Below are 16593 nucleotides of genomic sequence, written 5' to 3'. Positions count from 1 at the left end.
AATTATATGTTATTTCCCCAATTTTTTAATTCTTCTTCTGTCCATAAATCCGGAAAGAAAATACGTCGCTGATACTTAGGATGCATATACTTTTTCCAATCACTACCCCCAGTAGCTTCGCCATCACCTATACCGCTCTCAATATAATGCTTTGCAGCATTATAATGTGCCATTACCCAAGTGACATTAACAGTATAATCAAAATGACGCATTGCCTTTATCAAATCTTCATCTTTTTGATCGTCTGAAGGTAATTCCTTAAAACGTGTCCAAAGATTCTTAGTATTGTATGTTTCCATAAACCTTAAGAACTCTTCCTTATATCGTTTTTCAAAATTAACTAAAAGCGTAGATTTTTTTCCTGTTTTATGATCTTTTCCAGCAGCTTGCCAATACAAGTGCTCAAAAGCATGTGTATAAGGTGTATTTCTATCTATATCTTTTCTGAATCTGTAATCTATGAGATTAATTAGTTCTGTTGATGCAAATTCAATTAGTCTATATTGAGCACTCTGAAAACCACTAGCGGGTGTTAATGTATAACGAAACTTCATATATTGCTCTACCTCCATACCTTCTCTCATAATATTAAACGAGGTCGTTAACATATCGAAATAACGACTAACGCGCATTATTTTATTTTCAAAAAAAGTAACGTCTAGGTTTTCTTTTTCTGCTACCTGGGATATTTCCCATAGTATCATTTTAAAAATAAGTTCGTTGATTTGATGATAGGCAATAAAAACCATCTCATCCGGAAGTGTAGTGCGTTGTATCTGAAGGTTTAGTAGTGCATCTGTTTGTATATAATCCCAATATGTAATCAGCTTGCTGTAAAGCAAGCCGTATAAATGGTCGTCGGTATCTTGGTCTATTTTGGTATACTTCTCTTGAAGCTGTTTTAAAATTTCGTCGTAGTTATGTTGGTCTGACATGAATTAATTTTAATGTATCGTCTTAAAAGAGTGTTTTAGTCCTTTAAAAGCTACTAAGTCTGCACGAAGCGAGCCTACGGCTAAATCAGCTTTTATTATTAGTGGTATTTTATTTTTATCGTCACTTACCCAAAGTGTTAGACTTTCTTCTTCTTTAAAAACACGTCCTGCCATAACATATGGTCTAAACTTTAAAGATTCTACTTTAACATCTGTTCCATTAATATCTACCTCAACTATTTCTTTTCCTAAATACTTAAGTTTAAATCCATAATTCTCTTCGTCAAAAAACATAGTTGTCTTTATTTCATCACCAACTTTTAGAGAAGACACATCTATACTATTTCTTAAATAATAATACATAGATACCATATCTTGTACATCTTGCTCTGTAGTATACGTTTTTACTTTTTTATGTTTCTTATTATTGACAATAGCTTTTTTCTCTTCATGATTAAAATCTATTTCTATATCTTTTGTATGACCTCCCTCGTCTATTTTTCTTATAAACTTATACGGCATACCAGTTTCTTTATCGAAATAGCTTTCGTAACGATCTTTAACTTTAAAGAACCACTTAATAGCACCTGTAGTCCAACCTTTTCCAACTACATGATAAACGGACTTTCCTTTTAAATTTGCTTCTTTTACAGTAAGTGTTGCATTACCTGCTTTTAGAAATTTACTGTAACTCATTTTAAATTTAAACCACTCACCTTCTTGAAAAGCTGATTCTTTTTGAGAATTTGGCGCTTTAAGTCCTACAAGGAAAACTAATATGGTAAATAAATATTTCATAATTTCTAGTTTGTAAATTTAAATAATGTAACGCAATTATTTTGTTACAACTATCTTAAATACAATTACTATTCCAAATCTATTAAAACATTGAAATACAAGCAAAAAACATTGTTCATTTTAAAAAAATTTCGATAAATGCTCACATTTTAATAGTTCTACGATATTATAATAGAGTAAACCAAAAGCACATAAATTCTAAGTTTGTTATTTGTGTGTAGAATTTTAGAGTTGGTTTTTATAAGCGCATTTATCAGTAGGGAGTTAAATGCGCTTCTCTTTTATAAAGTACCACGTTTTGCCTGCTCTCGTTCAATACTTTCAAACAATGCCTTAAAATTTCCTGCTCCAAAACCTTGGGCACCCATTCTTTGTATTATCTCAAAAAATAATGTTGGCCTGTCCTCAACGGGTTTAGTAAAAATTTGGAGTAAATACCCTTCTTCATCAGCATCTACTAAAATTGATAGTTTTTGAAGCTCTTTTATATCTTCTTTCATCATATCCATATGCACTCCTAATCGCTCAGGAATCATATCATAGTACGATTGCGGTGGTGGTGGCAAAAATTCGACACCTCTGGCTTTTAATTGCGCAACAGTTTTAATAATATCATCCGTAGCAACTGCTATATGCTGCACACCAGAATCTTCATAAAAATCTAAATATTCTTCAATTTGTGATTTTTTGGCTGCTTTTGCTGGTTCATTAATTGGAAATTTAATACGTCCATTACCATTACTCATTACTTTACTCATTAGCGCAGAATATTCGGTATGGATTTGTTTATCGTCAAAAGATAAAAAGTTTACAAAGCCCATAACATCCTCGTACCATTTTACCCATGTATTCATTTGTCCCCAACCGACATTACCAACCATATGGTCTATATATTTTAAACCTACTGGTTCGGGATTGTAGTCACTTTTCCATTCTACAAAATCTGGCATAAAAACTCCGTTATAGTTTTTTCGTTCTACAAACATATGTACAGTTTCACCATAGGTGTAAATTCCTGCTCTTACAACCTCTCCATGCTCATCTTTTTCAACTACAGGTTCCATATATGATTTTGCTCCTCGTTTTGTCGTTTCTTCATAAGATTTTCGTGCATCATCAACCCAAAGCGCTATCACTTTTACTCCATCTCCATGTTTAACAATATGATTATTAATTGGAGATTTACTATTTAAAGGTGTTGTAAGTACTAAACGTATTTTATCTTGCTTTAACACATAACTTACACTGTCCTTTGAGCCTGTTTCTAAGCCTTTGTAGGCATATGATTGAAATCCAAATGCGGTTTTGTAAAAGTGAGCGGATTGTTTTGCATTACCTACATAAAATTCTACATGGTCAGTTCCCAGAAGTGGAAGAAAGTCTTGTGCTCCATCGAATATTTTTTCTAAACCGTAGTTAACAGATTTTACTTCTTTTGCCATATTTTATTATTTTAACATTCTTGCAAAGGCAAGAATCAAATTTTGAATTATTTTTTTATTAAAAGATTCTAATTTTTCTAGGGATAACTAATTATTCTAACCAAGACTTATAGTAATCTTCATCAGCAATTTTTAAGGCTTCCTCAGTAACTTTTAAGGGTTTAAATGTATCTACCATTACAGCCAATTCATCTGTCTTCACTTTACCAATACTACGCTCCATAGCTCCTGGATGTGGGCCATGTGGAATACCAGCTGGGTGTAAAGAGATGTGTCCTGCATCAATATCATTTCTACTCATAAAATCACCATCTACATAATACAATACCTCATCACTGTCTATATTACTGTGGTTATAAGGTGCTGGTACTGCTAATGGATGATAATCATACAATCTCGGGACAAAACTACAAACCACAAAAGCATCTGTTTCAAAGGTTTGATGTACTGGTGGTGGTTGATGTACACGACCTGTAATCGGTTCAAAATCGTGAATTGAAAATGCATATGGGTAGTTGTAGCCATCATAGCCAATCACATCAAAAGGATGTGAAGCATAAACCATTTCTATGATCTCATCTTGTTTTTTTATTTTAATCAAAAAATCGCCCGATTCATTATACGTTTCTAATTCTTGCGGTTGACGTAAATCGCGTTCACAAAATGGTGAATGTTCTAATAGTTGTCCAAACCAATTTCTATATCGCTTTGGTGTGTAAATTGGCCTGTAAGACTCTACTATAAAAAGTCGGTTATCTTCTGTATCAAAATCGAGTTTATAAATAATGCCTCTTGGCACTAAAAGATAATCTCCATATTTAAAATCAAGATTACCAAGCATGGTTCTCAATTTCCCTGTGCCTTTATGAATAAAAATCAATTCATCGGCATCCGTATTTTTACAAAAGTAATCTCTGGTAGATTGTTTTGGTGCTGCTAAAATAATATTACAATCACTGTTAGTAAGCACTACTTTTCTACTATCTAGATAATCATTTTCTGGTTTAACTTTAAAACCATGCAAGCGATAGGATTGCATATTGTTAGCCTTAGCAATTTTTGGTGCTACGCTATATTGATTTCTTATTTCTTTTACTTGAGTTGGTCTTTGCTCATGATAGCTATTTGTTGACATTCCATCGAAACCTATAGTCCCGAATAATTGCTCGTAGTAAAAGCTACCGTCCGCTTTTTTAAATTGCGTATGGCGTTTTGGTGGAATTTTTCCTAATTTATGATAAAATGGCATTTTTCTTTGATTGTTTAAACGTTGATTTGTTTATACATATTAATGTATAAATAACACTCATTAAAGGTACAAAAAATGCAGTTCTATTCTGGGTTCCTTTTAATAAGAAAGTGAAGGTATAGTTTTATATTAGCCCAAAATGGTTTCATAGAGTTACAAATATCTAAAAAATTAGCAAATTTTAAAATGAGATACTGAAATAAATTTAGCTTAATAACAATGGTATATTATTAAAACCAAAATCCAAGATTAAAAAACCATTGACTTTCTTTTAGTTCTGGTGAGTAAGTATATTTGGCTTCTAATGGTCCTAAAAACGTTTCTAACGAATACCCTACAGCATAGCCACTATATTCTGGGGAAGAGAGAAAATCACCAGTTTCAAAAAGTCCATCTTCTATATTGGCGTAATTAGCTGCTAAAAGAATATGATGCTTTTTAAAAATCTCATAATCTAAAGTAAAAGTAGCTTTTACAAAGCTATCTCCAGATAGGGCTAAATAGTCATAGCCATAAAAGGATTTAAAATTATTAATAAAATTATTAGCATAGCCACCCAAACCAAAACCTAATGCCGTAGTAGAATTATCACCAATTTTAAAACCACCTGATGCCTCTGTCTTTAATGCGACTTTATTATTAAAACTAAATGCATATCCCATATCCGCCTTAGCGATTGAAAATTCTTCAAAGTCCCGATTTAAACCTGAAGCATTAAAATACAAATGAAAATCCCCATTAAAATAAAACCCACGTTTTGGAAATAGTGAGTTATCGTAATCATCAAAAATTAAATTACCAAAAGCACTGAAATAGTTTGAGTTTTCGAATGTAATTCTATCTTCTTGATCGTCATCAATTATAGTTTCGGATGTAATTTTAAGACGCTTATATTCTGCGCCAGCACGTAACGCAAAATCCTTTCTAAAAATAGTTTGTAAATAGACTTGGTTTGTAAAATCTGACAGCTTAGCATCAATTCTATTTAAGTCTTCTAATAAAGGTGAGCCTTCTTCTAACACTAAAAGTGGGTTTACATTTTTATTAAATTGATTGTATCTCGACTTAATCCCTATACTGATATAAAACCCTTTGTCGATGAAGTATTCAAAATTATATCTTGAGTTGTCACCTAACATAACATCTAATGAAGCAATATCGTTATTAAACAACAAACGTTTTTTAGTAAGGTTTGCTAATACAGCACTTTTATATAAGTCATCGTAATGTACACCTAGCTTTAAAAACGTGGTAGTTTCAGATTCTTTTAACTCTCCCATTAGATTGTAACTATCACCATTAGCACTAGGTTCTAAACAATACCTAAAGGTGTCAAAATTATTAGTCGCTATAAGACTGTTTATACCTTTTTTAAAGTCGGCATAACTGATACTCGCATCATTTCTAAATTTTAGTTTTCCAATGATATAAGATCTTGTATAGCGCTCGTTACCTCGTATGTTTATTGAGTTAATCTTTATACTATCTATAGGTTCTATTTTAGGTCTTTCATAGTCAGAACTTTGCTGGTCTTTTACCTTCTGTAACTGAGCTATATTAGCTCTTGCAGCAGCTTCACCATTGGCGATAATATCGTCACCTTCACTAAAAGATATAACAGAAAAATTTGTTATATCTGGTTTAATATAAATATCTGTCAGAGGCACTTTACTCTTCATTGCATTTATAGTTCGAAAATTATTAATCTGCATTAAAATGTCTGGCGCCGATTTTAAAGACTCTCTGTCTTTTAAGGCATCTTGTACATCAACACCTATAATAATATCCATGCCTTTGGCCCTTAGTTCTTCAACAGGAAAGTTATTTGTAACCCCTCCATCTATCAATATATCACCATTAATAACAACTGGCTGAAACAACGATGGTAATGCTCCACTAGCAGTAACAGCTTCTGCCAAATGCCCTTTATCCATAACAATAGATTCACCGGTTTCTATATTAGTTGCTATACAGAAAAAAGGAATAGGTAGTTTTTCAAAGTCTCTTATTTCATTAACAGGAAGCATTAACTTATAAAGCAAATTATATACATTTTGTCCTCTTGATAAGGCAGATGGCAAATTGATTTTAAACTTATCGAAAGGTAAACTGATTGCATATTTTTCTGAGTTTTCACGTTCATAAAAAGACTTTGAAGACCTCGGAAATTCGTCATTTATCAGTTCATTAAAATCTTGATTATTGAACATTTCTTCTAATTGCTCACCTGAATAACCCGTAGCATACAATGATCCTATAATGGCTCCCATACTCGTGCCAGCAACATAATCTATTTTTATACCGAGGCTATCAATGATTTTTAATGCTCCTATATGCGCAAATCCTTTAGCACCACCACCACTTAATACTAAACCCACCTTTGGCTCTTGAGTTTTTTGTGCCTGTACTGTGTTATAACACAGTAATAAAAAAACTAGTGTTATGACTGCATATTTGCATCTAAATAGCTGATAATATGTTTGGAACAATCTCAATGGTTTATTCTTTATGATAATAGTTATAAATTTTACTTGCTCTAGAGGTACCAACAACAGCCTCTAATTCATCTAGTTTAGCATTTGCGATACGTTTAACCGTTTTAAATTGTTTCATCAGGTCAATAATGGTTTGCTCCCCTACTCCAGAAATATTTTCAAGCTCTGTGGTTAAGGCACTTTTACTACGTCTGTTTCTGTGATGTTCAATACCAAAACGATGAGCTTCATTTCGTAATTGTTGAATAATTTTTAACGTTTCGCTTTTCTTGTCTAAATATAATGGAATTGGATCATCTGGGTAAAATAATTCTTCTAAACGTTTTGCAATTCCGATAATTGCTATTTTTCCTCTCAAGTCTAAAACGTCAAGGCTTTTTAATGCTGATGACAATTGCCCTTTACCTCCATCTATTATAATAAGCTGTGGCAAGGGTTGATTTTCTTCTACCAGGCGTTTATAGCGCCTATAAACTACTTCTTCCATCGATGCAAAATCATCTGGTCCTTCTACGGTTTTAATATTAAAATGGCGATAATCTTTTTTACTTGGTTTTCCATTTTTAAACACTACACAAGCTGCCACTGGGTTAGTACCTTGAATGTTTGAATTATCAAAACACTCAATATGTCGAGGTTCTTCTGATAATCGCAAATCTGCTTTCATCTGAGCCATAATTCTATTGGCATGTCGATCTGGATCTACAATTTTTATTTGTTTCAATTTATCCATGCGATAATACATCGCATTACGTTTAGATAAATCAACAATACTTTTCTTATCTCCAAGCTTAGGCACTGTAACTTTAATCGCTTCACCTAAATTGACCTTAAAAGGCACATAAATTTCTTTAGAATTTGAATTAAACCGTTGACGAATTTCGGTAATTGCTAATTCTAGTAATTCCTTATCCGATTCCTGTAATTTTTTCTTTATTTCTAGAGTATGAGATCTAATAATTGAACCATAACTTAGTTGCAAAAAATTGATATATGCATAGGTTTCATCACTTACTATTGAAAACACATCTACATTACTAATCTTAGGGTTTACGATAGTTGATTTAGCCTGATAATTTTCTAAAATTTCAAGTTTGTCTTTTATTTTCTGAGCATCTTCGAATTGCGTAGCTTCAGCATACTGCTTCATTTGAATTCTAAACTGTTGTAAAGAATCTTTAAAATTCCCTTTTAAGATTTCTCGTATAGCTTTAACATTTCTATGATATTCTGCTTCAGTTTCCCTTCCTTCGCAAGCACCTTTGCAATTGCCCAAATGAAACTCCAGACAAACTTTGTACTTACCTGCATTTATTTTTGTTTCGGACAAATCATAATTACAAGTACGTAATTGATATAAGCCCTTTATTAAGCCTAAGAGCGTTTTTACAGTTTTCATACTTGTATATGGTCCAAAATATTCCGACCCATCTTTAAACACGCGTCGCGTAGAAAATACTCTGGGGAAACGTTCCTTTTTAATACAAATCCAAGGATAAGATTTATCATCCTTAAGCATTACATTATACTTGGGCTGATATTTTTTTATAAGATTATTTTCGAGTAAAAGTGCATCATTCTCAGTTTCTACAACTATATGTTTTACTGAAGCTATATTCTTAACCAGAACACGTGTCTTGCCATAGTCATGATGTTTAGTAAAATAACTACTTACCCGTTTTTTAATATTCTTTGCCTTACCAACATAAATCAACTTGTCATCAGCATCAAAATATTGATAAACACCAGGTTGGTGTGGTAAGGTTTTTATTTGTATTTCTAGAGCTGTTTTTGGCATTAAATCAAAGGTAGTTTAAAAGCTAGTATTGTAAAAATCAGAATTCCTTTTTTAGTATATTGCCAGTATTAAGTTATTATTAGCATCTGCAAAATGAATATTGTCATCCTCTCCAGAAACGAAAACCTGTATTCTACAAGACGTCTTATTGAAGAAGGTGAAAACAGAGGTCATGATATTGAAGTGATCGATCCACTTAAGTGTGATATTATTATTGAACAAGAAAAACCTACAATTTATTACAGAGATCGTTATCTCAATTATGTTGATGCCATTATTCCAAGAATTGGTGCTTCTGTAACTTTTTTTGGTTGTGCTGTGGTAAGACAGTTTGAAATGATGAACATCTTTACTACTGTTACCTCTGACGCAATTATTAGGAGTAGAGATAAATTACGAAGTTTTCAACGGCTGTCTAAAGCTGGTATCGGTATGCCAAAAACGGTTTTTACCAATTACTCACGTGATGTCGAGGAAGTATTGAATCATGTTGGTGGGCCACCAGTAATCATAAAATTACTTGAAGGTACACAAGGGCTTGGAGTCGTTTTGGCAGAATCTAAAAATGCAGCAGAATCTGTACTAGAAGCTTTTAATGGATTGCAGGCGAGAGCGCTTGTCCAAGAATATATAGCTGAAGCTAAAGGTGCTGATCTAAGAGCATTATTAGTAGATGGACAAGTTGTAGGAGCTATGAAACGCCAAGGTAGAGAAGGTGAATTTCGTTCTAATTTGCATAGAGGCGGAAGTGCTAATCTCGTTAGACTTTCTGAAGATGAGTTAAAGTTGGCCATTAAAGCTGCCAGAGCATTAAAGTTACCTGTTTGTGGCGTAGATATGCTACAATCAGCCAGAGGACCATTAATTATGGAGGTCAATTCTACACCAGGATTAGAGGGTATTGAAGGTGCTACACAAAAAAATATTGCCAGAGCAATTATTACGTTTATAGAACGTAATAGGAAATAGAAATAGGTTTAAATTAAAAGATATTCCTGCTTTCGCAGGAAGGAAGCATGAGTGAAAAAGAAGTATTACATATACTAGGTAAAAAGGTAGCATTAGGAGAAAGCACCAAGGTAAGTTTTAATGTTGCTAAACTCCATACCCAAAATACTATTGATGTTCCTGTAATTATAGAACGTTCTAAAAAGCCTGGACCTACTGTATTGATAACAGCAGGAATCCATGGCGACGAGGTCAACGGTGTAGAAATTGTGCGTCAAATCATCGCCAAAGGCATCAATAAACCCAAAAGAGGAACTATAATATGTATTCCTGTTATTAATGTTTTTGGGTTTATTCATATGGATAGAGAATTTCCAGATGGTAGAGACTTAAATCGTGTTTTCCCTGGTGGAAAAGGAGGGTCTCTTGCTAGTAGAGTTGCCCATAAATTAATGACAGAAATTGTACCTCATGCTGATTTAATTTTAGATTTTCATACTGGTGGTGCCGATCGTTTTAATGCTGCACAAATTAGAATAGTAAAGAACGAAATAGTTTTAGATGAGCTGGCTCTGGTTTTTGGGGCACCAATCATTTACTATTCTAAAAACCTCAATAAATCATTCAGAAATTCTTGTTATAAATTGGGTATACCAATGCTTTTGTTCGAAGGAGGAAAGTCATTTAATATTGATAGTACTATAACCAATACAGGCGTCAATGGTACTAAACGTGTACTTTCGCATTTAGAGATGCTTAACAGCAAATTTAAAGTATCTAAACCAAAAAAGAATTGCATTAAAATTGTAGATAGCAAATGGATTAGAGCCAGCCATTCCGGAATGTTTAAACCAAATGTTTCTGTAAATTCTCAAGTCAAAAAAGGTGATGTTCTTGGTCATATCACTGACCCTTATGGTAGTTTTAATCATTTTGTAAAAGCAACAAATAACGGTTACATTTTTAATGTAAATGAATCACCCATTATTTATCAAGGTGATGCTATTTTTCATATTTCTACAAAGCTTGACTAATGACTAAATCTGAGCTTCGAAAAAAATATAAAATCTTACGAAAAGAACTCTCTTTAGAACAAATTGAAGATTACAGTCTCTCCATTGCTAATCAATTATTACAATTAGATATTTGGGATAAATCATTCTATCATATGTTCTTAACTATTGAAGAGCAAAAAGAAATCAATACCGAATATATCTTGAATATTTTAGCAGGAAAGGATAAAAACATAGTCATCTCTAAAAGCAATTTTGAAGATTATTCGATGACGCATTATCTACTGACTGATAGTACAAGGATTAAAAAGAATAACTATAATATCCCTGAACCTATTGATGGTATAGAAATTCAATCGCCACAATTAGAAATTGTTTTTATTCCGCTTTTAGCTTTCGATAAAACAGGAAACAGAGTAGGTTATGGTAAAGGATTTTACGACCGCTTTTTAACTAATTGTAAACCTGAAACCCTTAAAATAGGCTTATCCTTTTTTGAAATAGAAGACAAGATTATAGATGCCTCTGAAAATGATATTAAGCTTGATTATTGTGTAACTCCTGATGAGGTATTTCAGTTTTAGAGCCATCCTTAAAAGCCTTCTTATTAAACACAATTAAAATTCCGATACCAGTACTTATAGCAACATCAGCCACATTAAAAACTGGATCAAAAAACGAAAAATATTTCCCCCCAATAATTGGCAACCATTCTGGTAATACTCCACTCCAAATAGGGAAATACAGCATGTCTACAACTTTACCATAAAATATATCTGCATAACCTCCTCCTTCTGGTAGAAATGTAGCGATCTGCATATTACTTTCACCAAACAATAGGCCGTAAAACACAGAATCTAAAATATTTCCTAAAGCACCTGCAAAAATTATAGCAATGGCAAAAATCAACGTTTTAGATTTCTTCTTTTTGGTTACATCTATCAACCAAAACCCAATACATGTTACAGCAACTATCCTAAATAAGGTTAAAATGAGTTTGGCCGATTTGTCTGAAATGAATGTAAAAAAATCACTCAGTTTTGTTCCCCAAGCCATACCATCATTTTCTATAAAATGAATTTTAAACCACGTAAATACCTTGATAGTTTCAGACAGTTGAAAATGTGTTTTAATATATATTTTACTGATTTGATCTACCAGTAAAATGAGAATTATAATAATTGAGGCCTTTTTTAACGACATACTAAAAAAAGCTTTGAAATTTTATATTCAAAGCTTTGTTATCTTTTATTAATTTAACGCAATCTCTGTTTAATGAGATTCCTTTTTTTCAAAGGAATTCTACTTCTGCATATTCTTAGCTTCAATACTTAATGTGGCATGAGGTACTAATTTTAGACGCTCAGGATTTATTAATTTACCCGTAACTCGGCAAACCCCATAGGTCTTATTCTCAATTCTAATCATAGCATTCTTCAAATCACGTATAAACTTTTCTTGACGAATTGCCAATGCTGAATTAGCTTCTTTACTCATTGTGGCACTTCCTTCTTCAAAAGCTTTGAATGTTGGTGAGGTATCATCTGTACCGTTGTTATGATCATTCATGTAAGCACTCTTTATTAATTCTAAATCGTGCTCAGCTTTATCAATTTTATCTTGAATTAAAATTCTAAATGCTTCTAAATCTTTATCTGAATATCTATTTGTTGTATCTGTTGCCATATGTTTAATGTTTTTGTATAAATAATTTGGTATTGACTTCATCAAAAGCAATTTCTATACCGTTCTTTATTGTGTCTTTAATTTCTAATTCTTCTGTTAAGGTTTCTGATTTAATATAGTTCTCATTTGAAGCAATTGCTGCTGCAACTAATGTGTCGTTTTGAAGCTGAACATCAATTCTATCTGTAACTTCAAATCCTGAGTCCTTACGCAAATTTTGAATACGGTTTACAAGCTCACGTGCAATACCTTCATTCCGCAATTCTTCATTTATAGTTACATCTAAAGCTACAGTTAACGCACCTTCGTTTGCAACAAGCCATCCTTCAATATCTTGTGATGTAATCTCTACATCATCTAATCCTAAAGTAATAATTTTTCCGTTAATTTCAACGTCTAAACTGCTGTTTTGCTCGATTTTTTTAATATCATTAGCAGAAAACGCATTTATTGCACTGGAAATCAACCTCATATCTTTACCAAATTTAGGGCCTAAAATTTTAAAATTTGGTTTAATCTGCTTTACTAATATATCTGATGCATCCTCTAAAAGTTCCACTTCTTTTATATTGACTTCGTGTTTTATTAGATCTGAAACAGCAGAAATCTCTTCCTTTTGTTGTTGACTATCTACAGGAATCATTATTTTTTGAAGTGGTTGGCGCACTTTGATCTTCTCCTTAGCTCTCAACGATAAAACTAATGAGGATATTGTTTGCGCATTTTCCATTTTTCGTTCCAGAACTTTATCAATCGCCGATTTATCGACTTTAGGGAATTCTGCTAAATGTACACTTTCAAAATTTTCTCTTTTGGTTACAGCGTTTAAATCTAAATACAAACGATCCATAAAGAACGGAGCAATTGGTGCACCAAGCTTAGCAATCGTTTTCATAGAGGTATAAAGTGTCTGGTACGCAGAGATTTTATCAGCTTGATAATCACCTTTCCAGAAACGTCTTCTACTTAAACGTACGTACCAATTACTTAGATAATCTTGAGTAAAACTAGAAATCGCTCTTGCTGCTTTAGTTGGTTCGTAGTCTGAGTAGAATTTATCCACATCTTTAATCAACGTATTTAACTCAGACAAAATCCAACGATCTATTTCTGGTCGTTCGCTTAATGGAATATCGGCTTCGCTGTAATTAAACCCATCGATATTTGTATAAAGTGTAAAAAAGGAATAGGTATTATATAGTGTTCCGAAAAATTTACGACTTACTTCTGTGATACCATCGCTATCAAATTTTAAATTATCCCATGGATTAGCATTCATTATCATGTACCAACGTGTAGCGTCTGCTCCATATGTAGATAAGGTTTCGAAAGGGTCTGTTGCATTACCCAAACGCTTAGACATCTTTTGCCCGTTCTTATCTAAAACCAATCCGTTTGAGACTACATTCTTATACGCTACAGAATCAAAAACCATGGTTGCTATAGCATGTAATGTATAAAACCAACCACGTGTCTGATCAACACCTTCAGCAATAAAATCTGCAGGAAAAGCTTCCTTGTTATCTATTAGTTTTTTGTTTTCAAAAGGATAATGCCATTGTGCATAAGGCATAGAACCAGAATCAAACCAAACATCGATTAAATCGCTTTCGCGTTTCATAGGTTGTTCGGATTCTGAAATCAATACGATTTTATCAACTATATTTTTATGTAAATCAACTGTTTCATAGTTAGCTTCTGACATATTACCAACTTCAAAATCTGCGAATATATCTTCAGACATTACTCCAGCATCAACAGCTTTGGTCATTTCGGACTTAAGTTCTTCAATAGACCCAATACACAATTGTTCTTTTCCATCTTCTGTTCTCCATATTGGTAATGGAATTCCCCAGAACCGCGAACGTGATAAATTCCAATCATTAGCATTAGCTAACCAATTACCAAAACGTCCTTCACCTGTTGATTTTGGTTTCCAGTTAATCGTATTATTTAGCTCCTGCATTCTAACCCCAACATCAGTAACTTTGATAAACCAAGAATCTAAAGGATAATATAGAATTGGTTTATCAGTTCTCCAGCAATTAGGGTATGTATGTTTATATTTTTCAACCTTAAAGGCTTTGTTTTCTGTTTTTAACTTAATCGCAAGTTCAACGTCTACTGAACGCTCGGGAGCTTCTCCGTCATTGTAGTACTCATTCTTTACATATTTACCAGCAAACTCACCCATTTCTGGTCTAAATCTCCCTTGTAAATCTACTAAAGGTACTAAGTTATCATTATCATCTTTCACCAACATTGGTGGCACTTCTGGTTTGGCTTGTTTGGCAACCAAGGCGTCATCAGCACCAAAAGTTGGCGCTGTATGCACAATACCTGTTCCATCTTCAGTCGTTACAAAATCACCTGAGATGACTCTAAAAGCATTTTCTGGATTATCATTTGGCTGTGCATAATCTAAAAGTTGCTCGTAGGTGATACCTACTAAATCTTTCCCTTTAAATTCTTTAACTACATAGAACGGAATTTTTTTATCACCTTCATTGTAGTCTAATAATGTGGATTTGTCTTCTACTTGCTTATACTTTCCATCAAATTGCTTTCCAACTAAGTTTTTAGCTAAAATCACATTTATGGGTTTGAAAGTATATTGATTATAGGTTTCCACTAAAACATAATCAATCTTTGGCCCCACAGTTAAAGCGGTGTTACTTGGCAATGTCCAGGGTGTTGTCGTCCAGGCAATAAAATAGATATCACCTTCATTTTGAAGAAAATCTGGTAAGGTATTTTGATTTGCTTTAAACTGAGCTACAACCGTTGTATCCGTAACATCTTGATAAGTTCCTGGTTGGTTTAATTCGTTATTACTTAAACCTGTACCAGCCTTTGGCGAATATGGCTGAATGGTATAACCTTTATAAATTAAATCTTTGTCGTATATCTGTTTTAATAACCACCAAACAGATTCCATGTACTTAGATTTGTAAGTGATATATGGATTATCCATATCTACCCAGTAACCCATTTTTTGAGTGAGGTCATTCCAAATATCAGTATAACGCATTACTGCTTTTTTACAAGCTTCGTTATACGCTTCTACAGTAATCTTAGTGCCGATATCCTCCTTAGTAATCCCAAGTTCTTTCTCAACACCAAGTTCTACAGGTAAGCCATGGGTATCCCAGCCTGCTTTACGTTTTACCTGAAAGCCTTTCATGGTTTTGTAGCGCGGAAAAATATCTTTTATGGCACGTGCCAATACATGGTGAACACCAGGTAATCCATTAGCAGAAGGTGGGCCTTCAAAAAACACATAAGGCGTTGCACCTTCTCTTGTGCTTACGCTCTTTTCAAAGATATTGTTAGCTTGCCAATAGTCGCTTATTTCGTTTGCAACTTTGGGCAAGTTAAGTCCTTTATATTCAGGGAACTTTGTACTCATGACATCAAAATTCTTATCGAATCGCGAAATTAAGAATTTCTTGTTAAAGGACGGTTTATATCATAAAAAAAAGCAAACGACTTTCGTTTGCTTCTTCTTGTTAGGGCTATTAACTAATTTCTATTTGTAAATAAAATAATTATACTACAAAATTAATACGAATTCACCGAGTATTAATTAACATATGTTAATATATTTTTTTTCTTATTCGGCTTAATTGAACTGGCGAAATATTTAAATATGATGCTATTTGATACTGAGGTATTAAATTATCAATATTAGGAATCTGCTTTTTTAGAGACAGGTATCTTTGTGTACCGTCTAGAGCCATTGTTTCTAGTTGCTTCTTTTCGTACATAACAAATACATATTCTAAGATTCTATTATAGAAATTACTTACTTCTATATTCGTTTTGGATATTTCGATAAATTGATTAAAATCCACCTCAAAAACAACCGAATCTACTAAAGCCTCATAACAAAGAAGTGATGGCTTGTCTTTTATTAAAGATGAAAACGCTCCAACAAAATTTATTGGTGTAAATATGTTTTTGGTGATTTGTTTTCCTGATTCTAAAGTGCTGTAAGCTCGCATTAATCCAGTAACCAAAAAAGCGATTTTCTTGCTTTTACCACCTTGTTTAACTATATTTTCACCTGCTCTCAATTTTCGTTTTGATGCAAGGTTTTGAAGGATTATATAAACCTCCTTAGAAATATGGAATTTTGATTTTAAGAAATCAAAGTTAGGGTCTACCATGATTGAATTATTTCTAATAAGCTCTCAAATTCTTAAATTCTTTTTATTATTCCTAATATT

At 32.9% G+C, this 16593-nt stretch carries 13 protein-coding genes; 3 read left to right on the top strand and 10 right to left on the bottom strand.

What is annotated here, in order from left to right:
• Positions 1-2 precede the first annotated feature (2 nt).
• The 6 genes from Q0912_RS04820 to uvrC form a co-directional block, all read right to left on the bottom strand.
• Positions 3-935 carry a tryptophan 2,3-dioxygenase family protein gene (locus tag Q0912_RS04820; RefSeq protein WP_299112615.1) on the bottom strand — a complete coding sequence of 311 codons (933 nt, stop codon included), beginning with the start codon at positions 933-935 and terminating at the stop codon, positions 3-5.
• Between the two features lie 9 nt (positions 936-944).
• Positions 945-1733: a DUF3108 domain-containing protein gene (locus Q0912_RS04815; RefSeq protein WP_299112613.1), complete on the bottom strand. Its 789-nt coding sequence runs from the start codon at positions 1731-1733 to the stop codon at positions 945-947.
• Between the two features lie 281 nt (positions 1734-2014).
• Positions 2015-3175, bottom strand: coding sequence for a 4-hydroxyphenylpyruvate dioxygenase (gene hppD / locus Q0912_RS04810; RefSeq protein ID WP_299112611.1), 1161 nt, complete (start codon positions 3173-3175; stop codon positions 2015-2017).
• A 91-nt stretch (positions 3176-3266) separates the two neighbouring features.
• Entirely contained in the window at positions 3267-4424 is a 1158-nt protein-coding gene (locus Q0912_RS04805) for a homogentisate 1,2-dioxygenase (protein WP_299112609.1), read from the bottom strand.
• Between the two features lie 230 nt (positions 4425-4654).
• Positions 4655-6802, bottom strand: coding sequence for a patatin-like phospholipase family protein (locus tag Q0912_RS04800; protein WP_299112607.1), 2148 nt, complete (start codon positions 6800-6802; stop codon positions 4655-4657).
• Between the two features lie 121 nt (positions 6803-6923).
• A complete protein-coding gene (uvrC, locus tag Q0912_RS04795; RefSeq protein WP_299112605.1) occupies positions 6924-8717 on the bottom strand; it encodes an excinuclease ABC subunit UvrC in 1794 nt (597 codons plus the stop codon).
• Positions 8718-8810: 93 nt separating this feature from the next.
• On the opposite strand from uvrC, the gene rimK reads away from it, so the two are divergent.
• From rimK to Q0912_RS04780, 3 genes are read left to right on the top strand one after another with little or no spacing between them, the layout of a single operon-like run.
• The gene (gene rimK, locus Q0912_RS04790; RefSeq protein WP_299112603.1) at positions 8811-9686 is read left to right on the top strand and encodes a 30S ribosomal protein S6--L-glutamate ligase; all 876 of its coding nucleotides are present in this window, start codon (positions 8811-8813) and stop codon (positions 9684-9686) included.
• A gap of 47 nt (positions 9687-9733) precedes the next feature.
• Entirely contained in the window at positions 9734-10699 is a 966-nt protein-coding gene (locus Q0912_RS04785; protein WP_299112601.1) for a succinylglutamate desuccinylase/aspartoacylase family protein, read from the top strand.
• Positions 10699-11262, top strand: coding sequence for a 5-formyltetrahydrofolate cyclo-ligase (locus Q0912_RS04780; RefSeq protein ID WP_299112599.1), 564 nt, complete (start codon positions 10699-10701; stop codon positions 11260-11262). Before Q0912_RS04785 ends, Q0912_RS04780 begins: the two co-directional genes overlap by 1 nt.
• Here Q0912_RS04780 and Q0912_RS04775 read toward each other — a convergent pair.
• The 4 genes from Q0912_RS04775 to Q0912_RS04760 all read right to left on the bottom strand — a co-directional run bounded on the left by Q0912_RS04775 (position 11216) and on the right by Q0912_RS04760 (position 16533).
• Positions 11216-11881 carry a lipoprotein signal peptidase gene (locus Q0912_RS04775; RefSeq protein WP_299112597.1) on the bottom strand — a complete coding sequence of 222 codons (666 nt, stop codon included), beginning with the start codon at positions 11879-11881 and terminating at the stop codon, positions 11216-11218. The genes Q0912_RS04780 and Q0912_RS04775 overlap by 47 nt on opposite strands.
• 99 nt (positions 11882-11980) lie before the next feature.
• The gene (locus Q0912_RS04770; protein ID WP_299112594.1) at positions 11981-12364 is read right to left on the bottom strand and encodes a TraR/DksA C4-type zinc finger protein; all 384 of its coding nucleotides are present in this window, start codon (positions 12362-12364) and stop codon (positions 11981-11983) included.
• 4 nt (positions 12365-12368) lie between these two features.
• Entirely contained in the window at positions 12369-15773 is a 3405-nt protein-coding gene (ileS, locus tag Q0912_RS04765; protein ID WP_299112592.1) for an isoleucine--tRNA ligase, read from the bottom strand.
• 187 nt (positions 15774-15960) lie between these two features.
• Positions 15961-16533, bottom strand: a complete 573-nt coding sequence (locus Q0912_RS04760; RefSeq protein ID WP_299112590.1) for a Crp/Fnr family transcriptional regulator — start codon at positions 16531-16533, stop codon at positions 15961-15963.
• Positions 16534-16593 lie beyond the last annotated feature (60 nt).

The sequence above is a fragment of the uncultured Winogradskyella sp. genome, assembly GCF_947498345.1.
Taxonomy (GTDB): Bacteria; Bacteroidota; Bacteroidia; order Flavobacteriales; family Flavobacteriaceae; genus Winogradskyella.
The sequence above is the reverse complement of the archived record's forward strand: the minus strand, read 5'-3'. Positions and strand labels throughout refer to the sequence as shown.